The sequence below is a fragment of the Pseudomonas sp. R4-84 genome, assembly GCF_054130985.1.
Genome location: NZ_CP096390.1, coordinates 2,327,282 through 2,346,054 on the forward strand (window position 1 = coordinate 2,327,282; position 18,773 = coordinate 2,346,054).

Consider the following 18,773-nt stretch of genomic DNA (forward strand, 5'->3'; position numbering starts at 1 on the left):
TGACCCGCGTGGCGTTGCCATTTGTCTTCTTGATACAGCCATCGCAGCGAATTTCTTGTTATAAACGCACTCCGACGGCCGGCAGAAGCCTGTCAGACAGCATTTGAAGCGGTTGTCGGACATTTTCCCCATGTTTTCGGTTGCTGACGCCCCGACTCGGCCTTAGACTGCCGCCCCTCGTAAATTGAGTGCCGGGTGGCGCTTGGAATAAACGGCGCCTTCCCGATGAGCGTGGCTGCTTGATGCGGGACGCTCCATAATTCGCCTTAATGCACGTTTTTTTATAGAGAAATCAATGACAAAGGAAAAGTTGCTGGCCATGCCGGCGGATGACTACATGAATGCCGAGCAACTGGCTTACTTCACCAAGCTGTTGCAGAACATGAAAGTCGAAACCCACGAGCGCATCGAACAGAACCGAATCGCCATTGAGAGCCTGGACAGCCCGGCCGACCCGGCGGACGCAGCTTCCGTAGAAGAAGAGCGCACCTGGCTGGTCAACGCCATCGATCGCGACCAGCGCATGCTGCCGCAACTGGAGCAGGCCCTGGACCGTATCAACGACGAAAGCTTCGGCTGGTGCGACGACAGCGGCGAGCCGATCGGCCTCAAGCGCCTGTTGATCAGTCCGACCACCAAATACTGCATCGAAGCCCAGGAACGTCACGAGCAGATCGACAAGCACCAGCGCCAGGCCTGATACCGTTTTCGAAAAAGACCGCAGCCCTTCATCCGAAGCTGCGGTCTTTTTGCTTTTTGGTCATCACGCTTCTCGTTTTTTTGCCGAAAACACGACTAATGGACCATGGATAATGGCTCGATAGTGGCGTTTAATGCGGCCATAACAATGAGAAAAGTGGGTGACGAAAATGGCGACAGAAGGATCTCTGGCGGCGACAGCGTCGGCCTCGGTGCCAGCAGCGCGCGTTACAGCGCGCTGGCTTGCGCCGACTCTGCAAAGCCTGGCGCTGGTTTCGCTGCTGTGTGGCATGACCTTGGGCGGTTGGTCGTTGTACCTGGCGTTGCCGCTGGCGCTGCTCATCGTGTGGTTGCCACGCCTGCGCTCGCGGCTGAACAGCACACCGGTGCCGACGGCAAGCGACAGCCTGGCCGAGCTCACCCGCGATCTTTCCTACACCACCAGCCATAATGCACTGTCCGCCGCTGGCGTTGCCTATTCGGTCAAGCAGCTGGCGGGCAAGGTCCAGTCACAGCTCGGGGCCGCGGCGCAGATCGTTGGCAACGCCGAAGCGATGATCGCGACCGAGCAGGCCACCTCGCAGCTCAGTCAACAGGCGCTGGGCGCGGCCAGCGAGGCCCATCGCAGCAGTGTCGCCGGACGCAGCGAGTTGGTCGAATCCATCAGCCGCATGCATCAGCTCAGTCAGCGCGCCAATGAAAGCCGCGAACTCATCGAGGCGCTGAGCGTGCGCAGCGACGAAATCCAGCGGGTGACCCTGGTGATTCAATCGATCGCCAGCCAGACCAACCTGTTGGCCCTTAACGCTGCGATCGAGGCGGCCCGTGCCGGGGAACATGGTCGCGGGTTTGCGGTGGTGGCCGACGAGGTGCGTGGGTTGGCCGGGCGCACTGCCGCGGCGACCGGCGAGGTCGGCGTGATGGTCGCGGATATCCAGCAGCGCACCGCGCAGGTCGTCGAGCAGATCCGCCAATTGGCCGGTGACCTGGACAGCGGTGTGCAGCAAGTCGAGCACACCGGCCAGCACCTGGAAAACATCGCGCGGCTTGCGGCCGGTGTCGAAACCCAGGTCAGCGCTATCGCCCAGGGTACCGACACTAACCGTGGACAACTCGATAGCCTGTTTCATGCGATCGAGCAAATGCGCGGTGACCTGGCGATCAGCGACCAGCAGACCCAGCGCCTGGCCGAGGCCGCTGTGCAGATGGAAGGCCAGGCCGAGACCATCAGCGAGCGCCTGGCCGAGGTGGGCCTGGACGATTATCACCAGCGGGTCTATGACTTGGCGCGGGAAGGGGCAAGCCGGATTGCCGCACAGTTCGAGGCGGATATCGACCAGGGGCGCGTCAGCCTGGAGGATCTGTTCGATCGAAGCTACCAACCGATCCCCAATACCCATCCGGCGAAGTTCCAGACCCGTTTCGACCGCTACACCGACCAGGTGCTGCCAGCGATCCAGGAACCGTTGCTGGCGCGGCATGAGGGGCTGGTCTTCGCGATTGCCTGCACTCAGCAGGGCTACGTGCCGACTCACAACAATGCGTTCTGCCAGCCGTTGACCGGCGATCCGCAAGTGGACACGCTGAACAATCGCACCAAGCGCAAGTTTTCCGATCGCACCGGGATCCGCTGCGGCAGTCATCAACAGCCGGTGTTGCTGCAAACCTATACGCGGGACACGGGCGAGCTGATGCATGACCTGTCGGTGCCAATCATGCTCAAGGGACGTCATTGGGGTGGGTTGCGGCTGGGCTATAAGCCCGAGAAGCCGCGCTGAGTCTCGACGCAGCCTGTATGAGGAGCAAGCTCCCTCGCCACGAGAGCTTGCTTGCCGTTCTGGGGTTATTTACCGTCGTGCAGGCGTACGTTCAGTTGATCCACCAATACCGCCTCTTCGCCGTCGGCAAGCAGCCATTCGCGAAGCAGATCTTGTTGCTGATTCGACCAGAAAGGCGCATCGACCAACTTGGTGTTCGGATCCAGCGGGTGCGCCATGATGAAATCATCGATGGCTTTGCCGTCCGAAGGCAGGCCAAGTTGGTCAAACAGGGTGCTGAGTTCGTGGGATGGTTGTTCCATTTTGTAGGACTCCTCTGGACTACCGCCGTCATGGCGCCTCGGTTGCTTCCCTCTATCTGAGGCGAGCAGTCGTCAGGAGTTCGATTGGCTTCAGGCTTTCAGCGCACCTTCGTCCACCGCGAGCTTCAGGGCCCGGGCTGACTCCTTGGCGGCCTCGGCCGCAAGTTCCGGCGTCTTGAACCAGCGATCCCTTTCTACCTGGTGATAGGTGACCGCAGTGGCGGCGGTTTTGGCGCGCATGACGATGACCGCTTGGAATTCGCCTTCTACCTCTCTGGCTTCGCCGCGGATGAAAAAATCGCCGATGTCTAGTTCCGTCACGTCGCGCCTTCCCTTCAAGTCATATTGTTGTACGAGCGTCGCCGATGGAGACGCTCGCTGGGCAGGCAGTATGGCAGCAGTTGCCGGTCGGCGGCTGAGTTAAGTCATGGCGCCTGCCGTTGAAGGGTTCTGTTCGAGGGTGCGGGCGAGATAGCAGGCTTCGTTATGGTCGGCGCGGAAACCTCTTACGCGCCCGGTAGAGGTTTCTTCGATATGAAAAAAACACTTGCCGGCAAGAACGACCCGGTATCTGGGCTGGATCAATGCAATCGGTGTGTAACCGTCGTCATGAGTGGCGTCTTGCGCCAGGGCGACACATGAGATGGCGGGGCGGATCAGGGTTGGAAACGTAGCCATGTGAATTCCTTTTCTATGGTTACCGACGGATTGCCGGCTGTTTTAAGTAGTCTGCGCGTCAGCGGCTGCTCTAGAATCGGCAGCGCCGTGTGTACGGTTGCGCCTATCTAAAGCAATTTTTTTTGGCCTCGATGTCAGAAAAATGCTTTTCTAAGTGAGAAATTTCCCTAAAGTTAGTAGTCCCACCTTTTCCGATGCTCAGAGTGGTGTTTTCCTTCAGCCTCTGACGACCGCCGGGAAAGACGGCGAGAGTAGCGATCCTATAGTCTTCTCCCGCCCTGGGTCAGGGCGCACCGTTCACTTTCGAATTCAATGACAGGTCCATGGGGCCGTGCGGGTTCTCGTGGTCCATTCTCAAAGAGTGGGCCGTTTAAAGATGGGGATGTTTCCTTGGCAGTAAGTAATCTCGACATGCATGCGTTATTTGTACTGGGCGACCTGCGGGCAAAACTGGTCAAGCAATTCCAGTCACGGTTTGTCTATATCACCGAGCAGACCGCCGAAGGTATCTATATTGCCGAAATCGACACCGAGTCGGCATTGGTCGTCGATGACAAACCCCGGCTGGAACTCAAGGTTGGCGACCATTTTCGCGCGGCGGTACTTCCCAGTCGCGAGGGAGGCAAGTTTGAAATCCGGTTTCGTGAAATCAAGTTGACGGTCTATGGCCTGGGTGACTACGCGTTCGTCACGACCGCCGAGGGCCACGCCATCCTGTTCAAGGAAGGGCACAGCGTAGTGACCGTATTGGCCGCCAACGAACAGTTGCAGGAAGGTTTGACCAAGACGTTGAAAGCAGTCACCGCCAAGGCTGCCAAATGGCGCAAGGGTGAACTTGTGACATTCAAGGCCAGCGAGTAGGAAGCGGCTTTCATCCTTGGATGACGAATCGGGTTGATGTCCTTTGTTCTTTTTATACTCGTAACAGTTTTAAAACGCTCCTGCTGGAACCTTGGCTACAGTCAATTGACTGAACTAGTCACAGGCTTGCGTTCGCTTCGCACGCCGTTCGGCTATTGCTGCATCCGGCATGAGGTATCAAACATGAAACGAGTTCGACAGTGGCTGGCTGCCTGGGCCACCCTCGCTGTGTTGGTTTCACCCCTTCCGGCATCCGCTGCATCGACGCCGATCCACTTTGCCGACCTGAACTGGGAAAGCGGCAGCCTGATCACCGACATCCTGAGGGTCATTGTCGAAAAGGGCTACGGGTTGCCGACGGACACGTTGCCGGGCACCACCATTACCCTGGAAACCGCCCTGGCCAATAACGATATCCAAGTGATCGGCGAGGAGTGGGCAGGTCGCAGCCCGGTGTGGGTCAAGGCCGAGGCCGAGGGCAAGGTGGTCGCCCTGGGCGATACGGTCAAGGGCGCGACCGAAGGCTGGTGGGTGCCGGAATACGTCATCAAGGGCGACCCTGCCAAGGGCATCAAGCCCCTGGCGCCGGACTTGCGCAGCGTCGAGGACCTTGCGCGCTACAAGCACGTGTTCAAGGACCCGGAAAGCCCCAGCAAGGGACGCTTCCTCAACAGTCCCATCGGTTGGACTTCCGAGGTGGTCAACAAGCAAAAGCTCAAGGCCTACGGTCTTTCCGACAGCTATGTGAACTTTCGCAGCGGCTCAGGGGCCGCGCTCGATGCCGAGATCACTTCGTCGATTCGCCGTGGCAAGCCGATCCTGTTCTACTACTGGTCGCCCACGCCGCTGCTCGGGCGTTTCAAACTGGTGCAGTTGCAAGAGCCGCCATTCGATGCCGAGGCCTGGAAAACCCTGACCGATGCCGACAACCCCAACCCCAGGCCAACGCGGTCCCTGGCTTCGAAGTTGTCCATTGGCGTGTCCGTACCGTTCCAGAAACAACACCCGGACATTGCCGAGTTCTTCAGCAAGGTCGACCTGCCGATCGACCCGCTGAACAAGGCCCTGGCCGATATGAGTGAGAAACGCACGCCCTCCCGCGAGGCCGCCGAAGCCTTCCTCAAGTCTCACCCCGAGGTTTGGCAAGCCTGGTTACCCAAGGAGGTCGCCGACAAGGTGACCGCGGGGCTGTAGCGCGTTAAGGCCAGTCAATTGAACAGTTGATCCTGGGCAAGTCGTCATTCACTGGAATCCGGCAACCTGCGCCCGTCCAGCGAAATGCCAGATTCCAGCTAGGATGATTGTTCAACCTTTTTCAGGAGGCTGGCGAATGACGCTTGTATTGGCTCGGTCGCTGGTCGCGGTGTTTGCGACCATCAGCTTGATTCATTTGTATTGGGCCCTGGGCGGGCAGTGGGCGGCGCTGGCGGTAGTGCCGCAGGTGCCGGTGAAGCAGGGCGGCACACTGCAACCGGCGTTCAACCCGTCGGGATGGCTGACGCTGTTGGTGGCGCTGGCGCTGCTGATGATTGCGGTGCTGGTGTGTCTGCGGGTCGGCCTGATCGCGCCTCCCGTGACCCATCGTGCCTTGCAATGGCTGATCAGTGCGATTGCCCTGTTGATGTTTGCCCGGGCCATTGGCGAGTCGAACCTGGTGGGCTTCTTCAAGGAGGTCAAGGGGTCGACGTTCGCCCGGCTCGATACCTGGGTCTACTCACCGTTGTGTGTCGTGCTGGGGGCAGGGTTGCTGACGGTGGCGTGGGCTTGAGCATCCAGAGACGAACGCCGTTGTGGCGAGGGGATAGATCCCCTCGCCACAACAAAGCCTGGCTCAAGCTTCCTTAGCCATCGCTCCCGGTCCTGGGGCTGCTTATTTCCGCCGGTACATCGTCCCCCGCCATGCGCTTGCGAAACAAAGCCGCCCGGGCCAGCAGCAGGGTCGTTACCGGCACCGTGATGGACAGCAGGATCGGTATCAGCCAGGCATGCAGCACCGGGCCCGACTTGAGCGCCGAGAAATAAATGATCGAGGCCAGCGCAACGCACCAGGCCCCCAGCGTCGAAGCCAGGGCAGGCGGGTGCATGCGCTGAAAATAATCCTTGAGCCGCACCAGGCCGATCGCCCCGGTCAGGGCGAAAAGACTGCCGAGCACCAGCAGGATCGCCACTGGGATCTCGACCCACATCGACAGTTCTCCCGTCATTCGATCACCTCGCCACGCAACAGGAACTTGGCCAGGGCAAACGAGCCGACAAAGCCGAACAGGGCGATCAACAGCGCCGCCTCGAAATACGTGTCGCTGGCATACCGAATGCCCAGCACCAGCATCATCAGCATCGCGACGATGTACAAGTAGTCGAGGGCCAGGACCCGGTCCTGTGCCGAGGGGCCCTTGAACAGGCGCACCAGGGTCAGCACCATGGTCAGCGAGAACAGGAACAGGCTCAGCAGGATCGCATTGGACAGCAGCGCGCTCATTCGAAAATCTCCATCAGCGGACGCTCGTAGGTGGCCTTGAAATGATCGATAAACGCCCCTTCGTCCTCCAGATCGAAAATGTGTATCAACAGGATGCTGCGATCCAGCGCCAACTCCGACCAGACCGTGCCTGGAATCACCGTGGTGATCATCGAAAGCACCGCCAGCCCATTGGCGTCGTGCAGGTCCAGCGGCACCTTGATAAACCGCGAGCGAGGCGGGCAGCGCCCGGCGTTGAGTACGCGCCAGGCGACAGCCAGGTTGGACACCAGCACGTCCCATCCCACCAGCAAGAGCAGTCGCAGCATGACTCCGGGACGCCGGATGCGGATGGGTCGTGGCCGCAGCGGACGCATCATCAGTGGCGCGAGGAAACCCAGCGCGGCGCCCAGCAGCAGGTGGCCGGCACTCAGGGAAAGGTTCAACAACAGCCAGAGCAACCCCAATGCCAGGGACAGCCACGGTGCGGGAAACAAATGCTTGATCATGGCTGCACCGCCTGCAATCGAGTGTTGCCTTCAGGGTTGGGGACGGCGCGGGTGGAAAAAACCGCCATCACATAATGTTCAGGCGTATTCAACCCATCGGCGGCGGATTGGGTGTAGCGCAGCAATGGCTCGGCCTTGAACGTCAAGACGATCCCCAGCCCCAGTAACGCGAGGATCGGCAGGCATTCGAACGGACGCAACAGCGGGGAGGGCCGTTCCTGCGGTGTCCAGAAGCGCTGGATGCCCAAGCGCGAAAAGGCGATCAACGAGGCGAGCCCGGACAGGATCAACAGCGCCAGCAGGCCCCAGGCGGCGGCCGATACGGGCACGTCGGCACTCGCCCCCAGGCCCTGGGGGTTGAGCAGCGCGCTGAGCAGCCCCAGCTTGCCGATAAACCCCGACAAGGGAGGCATGCCGACAATCAACAGTGCACAGGCGATGAAACTCAGACCGAGAAAGGCCATGGTCCAGGGGATCACTTGCCCGACCACGGCTTTCTGTTCGTCATCGAGGTTGATGCCCTTGGGCGGCTGCAGCGATTCCAGGGGGCGCGGCAGGGTGTCGAGGTCATCTTCCAGCGGCAGGTCATTGGCGGAGCGTGAGCGCTCGATCAGTTCGGCCAGCAAGAACAGCGCGCACAGCGCCAGGGTCGAGCTCACCAGGTAAAACAACGCGGCGCCTATCAGGTTGGGCTGTGCGAAGCCGATGGCTGACAACAGGATGCCGGCCGAGACCAGGATACTCAGGCTGGCCATGCGTTCCAGGCGCTGGGCCGCGAGGATGGCGATGGCCGCGCAGGCGATGGTCGCCATGCCGCCGTAGACCAGCCAGTCGCCGCCAAAATACGCCGACGCGCCGGCTTGCCCCGAGAACAGCAGGGTCCACAACCGCAACACGGTGTAGACGCCCACCTTGGTCATGATCGCGAACAAGGCCGCCACCGGGGCGCTGGCCGCGCTGTAGGCCGGCACCAGCCAGAAATTCAGCGGCCACATGCCAGCCTTCGCCAGGAACGCCACTGCCAGGATCGCGGCACCGGCGTGCAGCAGGCCGCGGTCCGCTTCGGGCACCAAGGGCACTTTCAAGGCCAGGTCGGCCATGTTCAAGGTGCCGGTGACGCCATAGATCAACGCCGCGCCAATCAGGAACAACGACGACGCCAGCAAGTTGATGGCGATGTAATGCAGCCCCGACGAGACGCGGGCCCGCCCCGATCCGTGGAGCATCAAGCCGTAGGACGCGGCCAGTAACACTTCGAAAAACACAAACAGATTGAACAGGTCCGCCGTCAGGAAAGCGCCGTAAAGGCCCATCAGCTGAATCTGGAACAGCGCATGGAAACTGGCGCCGGCCCGATCCCACCGCGCCATCGCGAACAGCAGGGCGCAGACGCCGATGATGCCCGTCAGCACGAGCATCAGCGCCGACAGGCGATCGACCACCAACACGATGCCGAACGGCGCTTGCCAGTTGCCCGGCAGGTACACGCCAAAGGACGCGGGCAATGCCTGGTCCTGGGTCCAGTCCAACAGCAGCACGGCGATGCCCAGGCCCAGCAGGCTGGAAAACAGATTGATCCGCGCTTTGAGCGGGCGATGTTTCTCGCCCAGCATCAGCATCAACGCGGCGGTCAGCAGCGGTAGCAGGATGGGCGCGGCGATCAAGTGAGGCGTCAGCATCATTCCTTGGGCTCCCGGCCGTCCACATGGTCGGTGCCGGTCAGCCCGCGGGACGCGAGCAAGACGACGAGAAACAGCGCGGTCATGGCGAAGCTGATCACAATGGCGGTCAACACCAGGGCCTGGGGCAGCGGATCGGTGTAGTTCAGCAGGTCCTGGGGCACGCCGTCCTTGATGATCGGTTCCTTGCCGATGAACAGGCTGCCCATGCTGAAGATGAACAGGTTGACGCCATAGGACAGCAGGCAAAGCCCCATGACCACCTGAAAGGTCCGGGGCCGCAGCACCAGCCAGACGCCCGAGGCGGCCAATACGCCGATTGCGATTGCGATGACTTCTTCCATCAGGCGTTGGCTCCTTTGAGGGGGGCGACGGGTTTGGCGTGCAGCCCCGGTTTATGGGCCCGCACCGACTGGTGAGCCAGGGCGGTAAGGATCAATAGCGTGGAGCCGACCACCACGGCGTAGACGCCGATGTCGAAGAACAGCGCACTCGCCAGATGGAGGTCACCCAGCAGCGGCAACTCGAAATGCCAGGTGTGAGTGGTCAGGAACGGATAACCCACCGCCATCGCCCCCAACCCCGTCGCGGTGGCGAACAACAGCCCCGTGCCCATCCAGCGCAGCGGTCGCAGGCTCATTTGTGCTTCGACCCACTGGGTGCCGGCGACCATGTACTGGAGGATGAACGCCACCGACATCACCAGGCCGGCGACGAAACCGCCACCCGGTTGGTTGTGGCCGCGCATGAACAGGTAGAACGACACCACCAGGGCAATCGGCAACAGCAGGCGCACCAGCACCGACGGCACCATCATGAAGCCCAGCGCGGTGTCGCTGGCGTGACGCGGGTTGACCAGGTCGGTCACCACGTCCGGCGCCAGCAGGCGCTGTTGCGCCGGGAGCTGCATGCTTTCCTTGGGTGGCCGGAAGCGCCGCAGCAGGGCGAATACCGCCAGCGCTACCGCCACCAGTACGGTGATTTCGCCCAGGGTGTCGAAGCCGCGGAAGTCCACCAGCATCACGTTTACCACATTGCTGCCGCCACCTTCGGGCAAGGCCCGGCTCAGGTAAAACGACGAAATGTCGTTGGGTGTCTGGCGCGTGAGCATCGCATAGGACAGCAACGCCATGCCGCCGCCCACTGCGATGGATAGCAGCAAGTCCCGCAGACGACGGACGCGCGCGCGGCGTTCGCTGTTGGGCAGCGGCGACACATCTTCGATCCGCCGTGGCAACCAGCGCAGGCCCAGCAGGATCAGCACCGTGGTGACCACCTCCACGACCAGTTGAGTCAAGGCCAGGTCCGGGGCCGAGAACCAGACAAAAGTCACGCACGTCATCAGGCCGCAGACACTGACCATCGTCAGCGCCGCGAGGCGGTGGTATTTGGCCTGCCAGGCAGCGCCCAACGCGCAAGCGATGGCCAGCACCCACAGCGTGACGAACACCACGGAGCCGGGAATCCTGGGGCGGTCGCCCCAGGCCAGCGTGCTGCTGAGCATCGGAATCAGCCCGGCCATTACGGCCGCCAGTACCAGCAGGAACAACTGAGCCTGCAAGCGCCGGGTACTGATCTTGCGCTCCAACCGTCGGCCCTGGCGCATCATCAGCACCAGGCTGCGCTCGAACAAACGCTTGCCGCTGAGACGCCCCATCAGCGGTGGCTGCTTGATATGGCCCTGCTTGAATTGCTTGCGCAGCAGCAGGTACAGGACGATCCCACCCGACATCGCCACCAGGCTCATGATCATGGGTGCGTTCAGGCCATGCCAGATCGCCAGGCTGTACTGGGGCAGCGGACCGCCCACCACCGGCAGCGCCGCCGCCGCCAGCAACGAACCAACCACCTGTGCCGGAAAGATGCCCACCAACAGGCAGGTAAACACCAGAAGCTCAACCGGCGCGCGCATCCAGCGCGGCGGTTCATGGGGCGTGTGGGGCAGGTCGGTGGCAGTGGGGCCGAAGAACACGTCGACGGTAAAACGCAGGGAATAGGCGACGCTGAACGTGCCAGCGATGGTGGCGACGATCGGCAGCGCCAGCTCGACCCAGGCCGTGGCGGAAATGAACACGGTCTCGGCGAAGAACATTTCCTTGGACAGGAAGCCGTTGAGCAACGGCACCCCGGCCATCGCCGCGCTGGCAACCATCGCCAGGGTGGCGGTGTACGGAATCAGCTGCACCAGGCCGCTGAGCTTGCGGATGTCCCGGGTGCCACTTTCGTGGTCGATGATGCCGGCGGCCATGAACAGCGAGGCCTTGAACGTGGCGTGGTTGAGGATATGAAACACGGCCGCGACCGCCGCCAGCGGGCTGTTGAGGCCAAGCAGAAGCGTAATCAGCCCCAGATGGCTGATGGTCGAATAGGCAAGGAGGCCCTTGAGGTCGTTCTGGAACATCGCGCAATAAGCGCCCAGCATCAATGTGAACGCCCCGGCGCCGCCGACGATATAGAACCACTGTTCACTGCCCGACAGCGAGGGCCACAACCGTGCCAGCAGGAAAACACCGGCCTTGACCATGGTCGCCGAGTGCAGGTACGCCGACACCGGCGTGGGCGCGGCCATGGCGTGGGGCAGCCAGAAATGGAAAGGAAACTGGGCGCTCTTGCTCAAGGCGCCGATCAGGATCAGCGGCAACAGGACTGGATAGAGGGCGTGCTGGCGAATCATGTCGCCGGCGGCCAGGACCTTGTCCAAGTCATAACTGCCCACCACATGGCCAAGCAGCATCACCCCGGCCAACAGGCACAGCCCGCCGGCGCCGGTCACCATCAACGCCATATAGGCGCCGCGCCGCGCGTCGGCGCGGTGATGCCAGTAACCGATCAGCAGGAATGAGAACAGGCTGGTCAATTCCCAGAAGAACACCATCTGGATCAGGTTGCCGGAAATCACCAGCCCGAGCATCGCGCCCATGAAAGCCAGGAAAAACGCAAAGAACCGCGGCACCGGATCGTCCGGCGACATGTAGTAGCGGGCATACAACGACACCAGCGTGCCGATGCCCAGCACCAGCAACGAAAACAGCCAGGCGAAGCCGTCCAGGCGCAGGACGAAATTCAGGCCCAGGCTGGGCAGCCAGGCATATTGCTCCTGGATAACCCCGCCGTCGGCGATCTGCGGGTACCACAAAGCCACCTGAACGGTGCCCACCAAGGCCACAAGACCTGCCAGCAATGATTCGGCATTGCGCGCGTTATGCGGCAGCAACGCCGCGACACAGCTGCCGACGAAGGGCAAAAGCAATAGAACTATCAGCGACATAGGCTTCTATTCGGCAAAGGTTGTTCGGGATCATACGTGGCGTATTCCCGATCACCAACCGCAAGGGTGTCGCAGAATCCTACAAGGAGGGGGAAGTTTTCCTGTTTGGAGTCGTTTTGCGAGCGCCGGGTCGTCGGGATCGACCATGGGTATCAAGGCACTCGTACCACACGAACCCTGCTCGGGTGCGGTAAGTATGTACCGCACCCGAGCAGGGCTTCATCGCCATCCTGCGCCATACAGAAAAGGAGATGTCGTTCGGCGCCTTCGACCAGGCGCTATGGCGGACCCTCTCTGAACATCCGGCTCTGTGGGCAAACACAGACGAACTCAACCGCAAACGCATCGAACGCGGCTTTGCGCCCTATGCGCCAAAAAGGACATGGGTGGGAGAGCGTCGAGAATTCGAGCTGCGTTATCGGGAGCGTGCGGAGCTGGGGGAGAATCCATTCAACCTCGACCGCATCAGCGTTGCCACGCCCAACAGCCTGCTCGGCAGGCCGGGCATCGTCCCGGCGGTCATCCCGTGGCCGGCGCCTCCCATCGGCCACGGTACCCGAACGCCTTTGGTTCCGCCGGGCATCGAACAACTTGGCCCGACCACGCTGCCCGTCACGCCACCGTTTTCGCAGATTTATCCCGGCAAGCCTGTCATCCCCGTCCTACCGGAAAACGAGACGCTTCCGGCTGTTGATCCAGTGCAGACCGGTGCGAGTATTCCTGGGTATCCGGGGGATATGGATCTGCCCTCGCCGGATGCGCTGTTTTATGACCGGCGAGATGATCCCGGGATGGCCCTCGGCTTTGGGCAGCCAGTTTCAGGCATTTGGTTGGGGGAGGCGGCGAGAACGACTGGGGCGGCGATTCCTGATCGGATCGCGGATCAGTTGAGGGGCAGGGAGTTTGCGAATTTTCATCGGTTCAGGGAGGCGTTTTGGAGGGCGGTGGCGGCGGATCGTGATTTAAGTAAGCAGTTTAATGGCTCAAATCTGCGAGAGATGACCAAGGGAGCGCCGCCGTTCGCTAGTCGATTGGATCAGGTTGGCGGGAGAAGGAAGTTTGAAATCCATCATAAGCACGAAGTTGCGAAAGGCGGTGCAGTTTATGACTTGGAAAATCTGCTAGTTATGACTGCAAGGCGGCATATTGATTTTCACAAAGGAGAGAAGCCATGAGCGTGCTCAAAGAACGGCTGGAAGATTATACGGAGGCTGAATTTCTGACATTTCTTCGAAAATTTTTTGATTACTCCGTTGCTTTGGAGGGGGATGCGTTGAGCCAATATACCGATAGGTTGGTGGACCATTTTGAACTGATTACTGAGCACCCTGATGGCTCAGATGTTCTCTTCTACCCAAAGGAAGGCCAAGAAGACAGCCCCGCTGGAATCCTGAAAGAAGTCAAGGAATGGCGAGCCCGCAATAACAGACCAGGTTTCAAACCCGAATAAATCATCGTTTCGTACGCATCAGCTCGACCCGTCGCGAGCAGGTGCGTCATCCACGTCGCACGCTTGAGCAAGGAAAAACCAAAGATGGAACTTAAACCCAAACTCCAGGATTACACCGAGTCCGAGTTTCAAACTCTTGTCGACAAGATCTGGAATGTGGAGGGCTGCAGGGACAAGAAAGAGCATGACAGACTGATCAAACACTTCGATCTGATAGTTGGTCATCCTGATGGTGCGGATCTGTTGTTTTACCCGGAGGATACCTCCAATTTTCATTCCCCAGGCGCAGTCACCTTCCAGCTCAAGCATTGGTATCACCAGAGGAGACTCATTCCTTTCAAGGACGGTGTGCTTCCAGCACCGTTCACGCCGGTCGACGGGTCGAGCCTTATTGGACACAACACGGCGAGAGCCAGGCACGAACTTGCGAACGCTCAGCGAGTGGCTGGGGACATCGCCTCTGCGGAGCAAACGGTCGATTCAGCATTCTCTCTGCTTGAAAGCGCTATCCAGCATCTGCCAATCCAACAGCCTTCGAACGCGACGCTGGAGGCACTGGAAAAAGGTATCCGTCGGGTTGAACATGCACAGCACGAGGTGCTGATGGCGGTTCGTGCATTCGAAGGTAAAAAAATGCGTGTCGAGTTCGACAAAGCCGCGGCACAGCGAAATCTTACCTACAGCCAGGCGGAGAGGCCCCTCTGGCAAGCCGTTTTGCAGCAGGCCACTGCCAATCAGGCTGGTTATCTGGCGCGTCTGCCCTCCAACACCCAGCGTCATGCCGAACTCCACACCAACGCCGAAGCCTTAGTTGATCATGCCTGGCAGCAACTGGTGCGCCTACGGACTCCCGACCGATACCCAAGCGAGTTTCGCCTGTCTGTCGTCGCTAACCTGGAACGACCGGATCTTTTGATCAGCGACGCACAGCCGTTGATGTCGGTACAACGAGTGGGCTTGCATAAGACCCTGCGTTCCGCAGTCGCCGAATTCAATTGGTCATTGACCGACGGTGCGCAGGAACATCTTGGACAGTACGCCGGCGTGCTGCACTTCAGGTTCGCCAGCCGCGCCAAGGCCGTGCGTTTTGGCCTCTGCGTTGCGCTGAATGAGCTTTCTCTGATCGATCCTGATTGGCAACTATTGGCCGCCCAGCAAGGCGAAGTAGAACTGCCGCTGCGAATGAGCACCTCGACAGTTCCCGTGAAGGCCGGCAGCCTGTCGTATGGATTACAGGAAATACGCGAACTCTTCGAAGTCTTTATCACTCCCTGCGCCGGGGTTTTGCCTGCGAAGGTTCGTGTCAGGCTCGCCGTCTGGCAGGAAGGCGAGAGGGCCTATCGGTTCACGAGCGATGGCCCGCAGCCCTCCGTTATTAAGTGGGCAGTACCCCATGGCCTGGAAGCGCCGGTGGCGCCAAAACCGGATCGGCTCGATTCCGTTGGTTTCGTCCGGTCATCGCCAGTGCCCGAATTGGCCACGTTCGAATCTATCGAAGAGGTGCGATTCGATGATTATGTGGTGGTGTTTCCGCGGGAGTCAGGGCTTGAGCCGGTCTATGTGCTATTCAATGACCGTCGGGATTGTCCAGGTGTCGTCAGTGGAGAAGGGCACGCGGAGGCTGACGATTGGCGAACGCAAGCCTTGACCAGCCAGGGCGCGTCGGTCCCTGCGTCAGTCGCCGATTCATTGCGCGGGCAAGTTTTCGAGCGTTTCGATCTGTTCAAACGTGCATTCTGGAGGGCCGTTGCGGCCGTACCGACCTTGAATGCACAATTCAATATCGAAAATAGGGTGTTACTGCTCAACGGTTCAGCGCCCCGCAGCGAGCAGCCCGACGATCATCGTTCGCTGCGCATTCTGCACCGCGTCGACATCACGCAGGGCGGTGGGGTCTACGATCTCGATAATCTGATTATTCGCTACTGAAACCCGAGGGCTGACGCATGATGGTCAGCCCTCGCGCTCAAGCGCTTCATCCGGCTCTACGACACCTTTGTTCCGCGTTTTCAACTCGCTGACGATCACCGCCGCCACGATCAAGCCCGCCCCGAGCAACGCAATCGCCGGCAACCGCTCACCCGCCAGGCGCCCGGCGATGCCGGCCCATACCGGTTCGCCGGCATAGATAAGCGTGGCGCGGGTTGGCGAGACGCTTTTCTGCGCCCAGTTCATCGCCACCTGGATCGCTGCGCTGGCGGCGCCCAGGCCCACCGCGCTGATCAGCAACAGCCAGGAAAAGCCTGGGATGACCTCTTGCGTCGGCACCACCATGAGGAATGCCAGCACCGCCGTGCTTGCCAGTTGCACCACGGTTACCCGCCGTACGTCGACCTGGCCCGCATAGGCACTGATCAGAATGATCTCCGCCGCAATCGCGATGGCGCTGATCAGCGTGGCGATTTCACCGGGGCTGAAGTTCAGCGAGGCCCCAGCCGGCCCGGACACCAGCATGAGCCCAGTGAACGCCAACATGATGCCTATGCTTGGCATCAACCCCGGCCGCCGGCCCAGCACGAGCCATTGCAACAGCGGCACGAAAGGCACATACAGGGCGGTGATAAAGGCCGATTGGCTGCTGGGAATGGTTTGCAGGCCTACGGTCTGCAGGCCGTAGCCGAGCATGATCGCCACTCCGATGAAGGCCCCGGCCTTGAGCTCGAACAGGGTCAGGTCACGCAAGTGGCGCCACGAGAACAGCGCGACAAACGCCGCCGCGGCGGCAAAGCGCAGGCCCACGAAGAACATCGGTCCGCTGACCGTCATGGCGTGTTGCACCAGCAGGAACGTGCCGCCCCAGATCATGGTGATCAGTACGAGCACGCATTCGGCCTTGCTGAACCTGGGCAGATGGGAGGAAGTTTGCGGGGAGTTCACCGATGCCATGACCTTGCGCACTACTTGAGGCGGACGCACAATGCGCCCGAAGTTGGGCAGTATAATGCGCAACCCCGGCAGATGAGCAATATAGTGCACAAAGAAAATGGCCAGCGGGCGTCCGTCCTGCAACACGTCAGCCAGAACGTCCGCCGCCTGCGGCATGCCGCGCAGCTCAGCCAGACGGCGCTGGCCGAATTGTCCGGTGTTAGCCGGCGGATGCTGGTTGCCATCGAAGCGGGCGAAAAGAATGTCAGCCTGACCACCCTGGACCGCGTTGCCGAAGCCTTGGACGTGGCTTTCAGCGACCTCATCCAGGCGCCTGACGCCCGCGATCCGAGCCGGATCAATGAGCTGGCCTGGGCCGGTGTGATTCCCGGCAGCAAAGCCATCTTATTGGCCAAGGCCATCGCCAACCGAGAGGTGGAGCTTTGGGAATGGCGCCTGGAACCCGGCGAGCATTACCATTCAGAACCCGACGCGGACGGTTGGAGCGAACAGCTCTACGTATTCGAGGGCTGCCTGACATTGTTGTTGGGCAGCGAAGAACGTCGAGTCGGGGCCGGCGAGTTTTTCATGTTTGCCAGCAACCAGCCCCATGCTTATCGCAACGATGGTCCGGTGGCGGTGAGATTCGTCCGCAACGTGGTGATTTGACTCCTGGAGAGCGGTATGGACACAGCGCTGGAGCAATCTGTGATCGGCACCGCCCGCCAGGCCGATATCCTGATTATCGGCGGCGGCCTGAGCGGAACCCTGTTGGCGGCGCAACTGCTGCGGCTGCCGGGCCGGCGCGAGGTATTGATTGTCGAGCCGCGCAGCGAGTTGGGCCGGGGCGAGGCCTACAGCGCCGTGGAACTGGGCCACACCCTCAATGGCAATGCGGCACGCATGAGCGTCGACCCGGACAATGCCGATGATCTCACGCAATGGCTCGCTGCGTTCATCGTGGCCGGTGGTTGGCCTGAGTCCGATCAGCAACATGTGCCAGTCAGCGAGTTGTTTCCTCCGCGGGGGATGTTCGGCCTGTATGTGCAACAGCGTCTGGCCGAGGCTCGTGCGTTGGGCGCGCGCCATGGATCGGTGGCGGAGCATGTGCGCGGGGAGGCCGTCGATTTGCGGGTCATCGATGATGCCGTGCAAGTGACGCTCGGCGATGGCCAAGTATTGCAAGGACGCTTTGCCGTGCTCGCCACCGGCATGTTCCCCGCGGCACGAACCCCGCAGACCGAGTCGAGCGGCTTGAACGCCGCGGCGCTTGATCCGTGGGACGTGGCTGCGATGCGCCAGCTTGATCCGCTAGCGACGGTCATGATCATCGGTTCGGGATTGACCATGGTCGATGCCGTGGTATCGCTGGAACAGGCCGGGCATCGCGGGCCTATCGAAGTATTTTCCCGTCACGGTTTGTTGCCCCATGTACGTCGGCAGCCACCGGCCTGGGTGGACTTTCTCGCCGATGATCACAGCCTGCGTTCGCCACGCCAGTTGATGCGCGCGCTGCGTGGGCAATGCCGCTTGGCCCAAGCCCAGGGCATCGATTGGCAGGCCCCGCTGGACACGGTGCGTGCCCATATCGGGCGTTTGTGGAGTCAGGCCAGCGATGTGCAGCGCCGACAGTTTGTGCGGCATGTGCGACCTTGGTGGGAAAGCCATCACCATCGCTCGCCTCCGTTGAGCGCGGAACTGGTGGCGCGTCTGCACGGGGAGGGACGGTTGCGGATCCAGGCGGCGTCGTACAAGGGGCTTGTGTCGTCTGGCGAAGGATCGGTGGCGATCAATATTCGCCGAAGGGGCGAGGCTGGACTGGAAGTGGTGGAGGGCGCCGCGTTGATCAACTCCAGCGGCATTGAATATGACTGGCGCCGTGTTGCCCGGCCGTTGCCGCAGCAGTTGTTGGCCCGAGAGTTGGTCCAGCCCGGTCCGTTGGCGCTGGGTATTGCAGCGCGTGCCGACGGCGCAGTGCTGGACGCCCAAGGCGAGCCGGCCAGCCGCCTGTTCGCCATGGGTCCGCCGTTACGCGGGATGTGGTGGGAAAGCACGGCCGTCACCGACGTGGCGAGCCAGGCCAAGGCACTGGCGGGGCGGTTAGCTGAACTCCAAGCCCAGCGTTGAATCCTGTGGCGAGGGAGCTTGCTTCCGCTGGGCTACGAAGTAGCCTTAAAACCATTCACCTCGGTGTGTCAGGTCAACTACCTCCGACTTCTTTGGGGT

20 protein-coding genes are annotated in these 18,773 nt (G+C 61.0%); 10 read left to right on the plus strand and 10 right to left on the minus strand.

Annotation, left to right across the window (positions count from 1 at the left end):
* Nucleotides 1-295: 295 nt before the first annotated feature.
* Together M1D68_RS10795 and M1D68_RS10800 are read left to right on the plus strand one after the other, a co-directional pair.
* Nucleotides 296-700: a TraR/DksA family transcriptional regulator gene (locus M1D68_RS10795; RefSeq protein ID WP_030141286.1), complete on the plus strand. Its 405-nt coding sequence runs from the start codon at nucleotides 296-298 to the stop codon at nucleotides 698-700.
* Nucleotides 701-869: 169 nt separating this feature from the next.
* Nucleotides 870-2,477 carry a methyl-accepting chemotaxis protein gene (locus M1D68_RS10800; protein WP_434563691.1) on the plus strand — a complete coding sequence of 536 codons (1,608 nt, stop codon included), beginning with the start codon at nucleotides 870-872 and terminating at the stop codon, nucleotides 2,475-2,477.
* A 65-nt stretch (nucleotides 2,478-2,542) separates the two neighbouring features.
* Here the strand turns inward: M1D68_RS10800 and M1D68_RS10805 are convergent, their stop codons facing one another.
* The 3 genes from M1D68_RS10805 to M1D68_RS10815 form a co-directional block, all read right to left on the minus strand.
* Nucleotides 2,543-2,779 (minus strand): DUF2789 family protein, encoded by a 237-nt coding sequence (locus M1D68_RS10805; protein ID WP_434563693.1) that lies wholly within the window; start codon nucleotides 2,777-2,779, stop codon nucleotides 2,543-2,545.
* Between the two features lie 90 nt (nucleotides 2,780-2,869).
* On the minus strand, nucleotides 2,870-3,100 hold the full coding sequence (locus M1D68_RS10810) for a hypothetical protein (RefSeq protein ID WP_420766596.1): 231 nt from the start codon (nucleotides 3,098-3,100) through the stop codon (nucleotides 2,870-2,872).
* Nucleotides 3,101-3,199: 99 nt separating this feature from the next.
* Nucleotides 3,200-3,457: a hypothetical protein gene (locus tag M1D68_RS10815; protein ID WP_457970309.1), complete on the minus strand. Its 258-nt coding sequence runs from the start codon at nucleotides 3,455-3,457 to the stop codon at nucleotides 3,200-3,202.
* Nucleotides 3,458-3,868: 411 nt separating this feature from the next.
* On the opposite strand from M1D68_RS10815, the gene M1D68_RS10820 reads away from it, so the two are divergent.
* The 3 genes from M1D68_RS10820 to M1D68_RS10830 all read left to right on the plus strand — a co-directional run bounded on the left by M1D68_RS10820 (nucleotide 3,869) and on the right by M1D68_RS10830 (nucleotide 6,086).
* The gene (locus M1D68_RS10820) at nucleotides 3,869-4,318 is read left to right on the plus strand and encodes a hypothetical protein (protein ID WP_420766594.1); all 450 of its coding nucleotides are present in this window, start codon (nucleotides 3,869-3,871) and stop codon (nucleotides 4,316-4,318) included.
* A 183-nt stretch (nucleotides 4,319-4,501) separates the two neighbouring features.
* Nucleotides 4,502-5,512, plus strand: coding sequence for an ABC transporter substrate-binding protein (locus M1D68_RS10825; RefSeq protein ID WP_434563695.1), 1,011 nt, complete (start codon nucleotides 4,502-4,504; stop codon nucleotides 5,510-5,512).
* A 136-nt stretch (nucleotides 5,513-5,648) separates the two neighbouring features.
* A complete protein-coding gene (locus tag M1D68_RS10830; RefSeq protein ID WP_420766592.1) occupies nucleotides 5,649-6,086 on the plus strand; it encodes a DUF3995 domain-containing protein in 438 nt (145 codons plus the stop codon).
* Between the two features lie 73 nt (nucleotides 6,087-6,159).
* Here the strand turns inward: M1D68_RS10830 and M1D68_RS10835 are convergent, their stop codons facing one another.
* Genes M1D68_RS10835 through M1D68_RS10860 form a run of 6 tightly spaced genes read right to left on the minus strand, consistent with a single transcriptional unit; the run spans nucleotide 6,160 to nucleotide 12,232 of the window.
* Complete coding sequence (locus tag M1D68_RS10835) at nucleotides 6,160-6,522, minus strand: Na+/H+ antiporter subunit G (protein ID WP_420766591.1); 363 nt, start codon at nucleotides 6,520-6,522, stop codon at nucleotides 6,160-6,162.
* The gene (locus tag M1D68_RS10840) at nucleotides 6,519-6,797 is read right to left on the minus strand and encodes a K+/H+ antiporter subunit F (protein WP_420766590.1); all 279 of its coding nucleotides are present in this window, start codon (nucleotides 6,795-6,797) and stop codon (nucleotides 6,519-6,521) included. Before M1D68_RS10840 ends, M1D68_RS10835 begins: the two co-directional genes overlap by 4 nt.
* On the minus strand, nucleotides 6,794-7,282 hold the full coding sequence (locus M1D68_RS10845; protein ID WP_457970701.1) for a Na+/H+ antiporter subunit E: 489 nt from the start codon (nucleotides 7,280-7,282) through the stop codon (nucleotides 6,794-6,796). The genes M1D68_RS10840 and M1D68_RS10845 overlap by 4 nt, the downstream gene beginning before the upstream one ends.
* Nucleotides 7,282-8,967, minus strand: a complete 1,686-nt coding sequence (locus M1D68_RS10850; protein ID WP_434611060.1) for a monovalent cation/H+ antiporter subunit D — start codon at nucleotides 8,965-8,967, stop codon at nucleotides 7,282-7,284. The genes M1D68_RS10845 and M1D68_RS10850 overlap by 1 nt, the downstream gene beginning before the upstream one ends.
* Nucleotides 8,964-9,308 (minus strand): Na+/H+ antiporter subunit C, encoded by a 345-nt coding sequence (locus tag M1D68_RS10855; protein WP_005789164.1) that lies wholly within the window; start codon nucleotides 9,306-9,308, stop codon nucleotides 8,964-8,966. The genes M1D68_RS10850 and M1D68_RS10855 overlap by 4 nt, the downstream gene beginning before the upstream one ends.
* Nucleotides 9,308-12,232 carry a monovalent cation/H+ antiporter subunit A gene (locus M1D68_RS10860; protein WP_457970312.1) on the minus strand — a complete coding sequence of 975 codons (2,925 nt, stop codon included), beginning with the start codon at nucleotides 12,230-12,232 and terminating at the stop codon, nucleotides 9,308-9,310. Before M1D68_RS10860 ends, M1D68_RS10855 begins: the two co-directional genes overlap by 1 nt.
* 251 nt (nucleotides 12,233-12,483) lie before the next feature.
* On the opposite strand from M1D68_RS10860, the gene M1D68_RS10865 reads away from it, so the two are divergent.
* The 3 genes from M1D68_RS10865 (at nucleotide 12,484) to M1D68_RS10875 (ending at nucleotide 15,611) form a co-directional block, all read left to right on the plus strand.
* Entirely contained in the window at nucleotides 12,484-13,407 is a 924-nt protein-coding gene (locus tag M1D68_RS10865) for an HNH endonuclease signature motif containing protein (protein ID WP_457970314.1), read from the plus strand.
* Nucleotides 13,404-13,682: a bacteriocin immunity protein gene (locus tag M1D68_RS10870; protein ID WP_434611066.1), complete on the plus strand. Its 279-nt coding sequence runs from the start codon at nucleotides 13,404-13,406 to the stop codon at nucleotides 13,680-13,682. The genes M1D68_RS10865 and M1D68_RS10870 overlap by 4 nt, the downstream gene beginning before the upstream one ends.
* 84 nt (nucleotides 13,683-13,766) lie before the next feature.
* The gene (locus tag M1D68_RS10875; protein WP_457970315.1) at nucleotides 13,767-15,611 is read left to right on the plus strand and encodes a bacteriocin immunity protein; all 1,845 of its coding nucleotides are present in this window, start codon (nucleotides 13,767-13,769) and stop codon (nucleotides 15,609-15,611) included.
* Between the two features lie 24 nt (nucleotides 15,612-15,635).
* On the opposite strand, the gene M1D68_RS10880 is transcribed toward M1D68_RS10875, so the two are convergent.
* Nucleotides 15,636-16,658: a DMT family transporter gene (locus M1D68_RS10880; RefSeq protein WP_457970317.1), complete on the minus strand. Its 1,023-nt coding sequence runs from the start codon at nucleotides 16,656-16,658 to the stop codon at nucleotides 15,636-15,638.
* Here M1D68_RS10880 and M1D68_RS10885 point away from each other — a divergent pair.
* Nucleotides 16,653-17,216 (plus strand): helix-turn-helix domain-containing protein, encoded by a 564-nt coding sequence (locus M1D68_RS10885; RefSeq protein ID WP_457970319.1) that lies wholly within the window; start codon nucleotides 16,653-16,655, stop codon nucleotides 17,214-17,216. The two genes, M1D68_RS10880 and M1D68_RS10885, sit on opposite strands and share 6 nt — an antisense overlap.
* 15 nt (nucleotides 17,217-17,231) lie before the next feature.
* Nucleotides 17,232-18,674 carry an FAD/NAD(P)-binding protein gene (locus M1D68_RS10890; RefSeq protein ID WP_457970321.1) on the plus strand — a complete coding sequence of 481 codons (1,443 nt, stop codon included), beginning with the start codon at nucleotides 17,232-17,234 and terminating at the stop codon, nucleotides 18,672-18,674.
* Nucleotides 18,675-18,773: the final 99 nt, after the last annotated feature.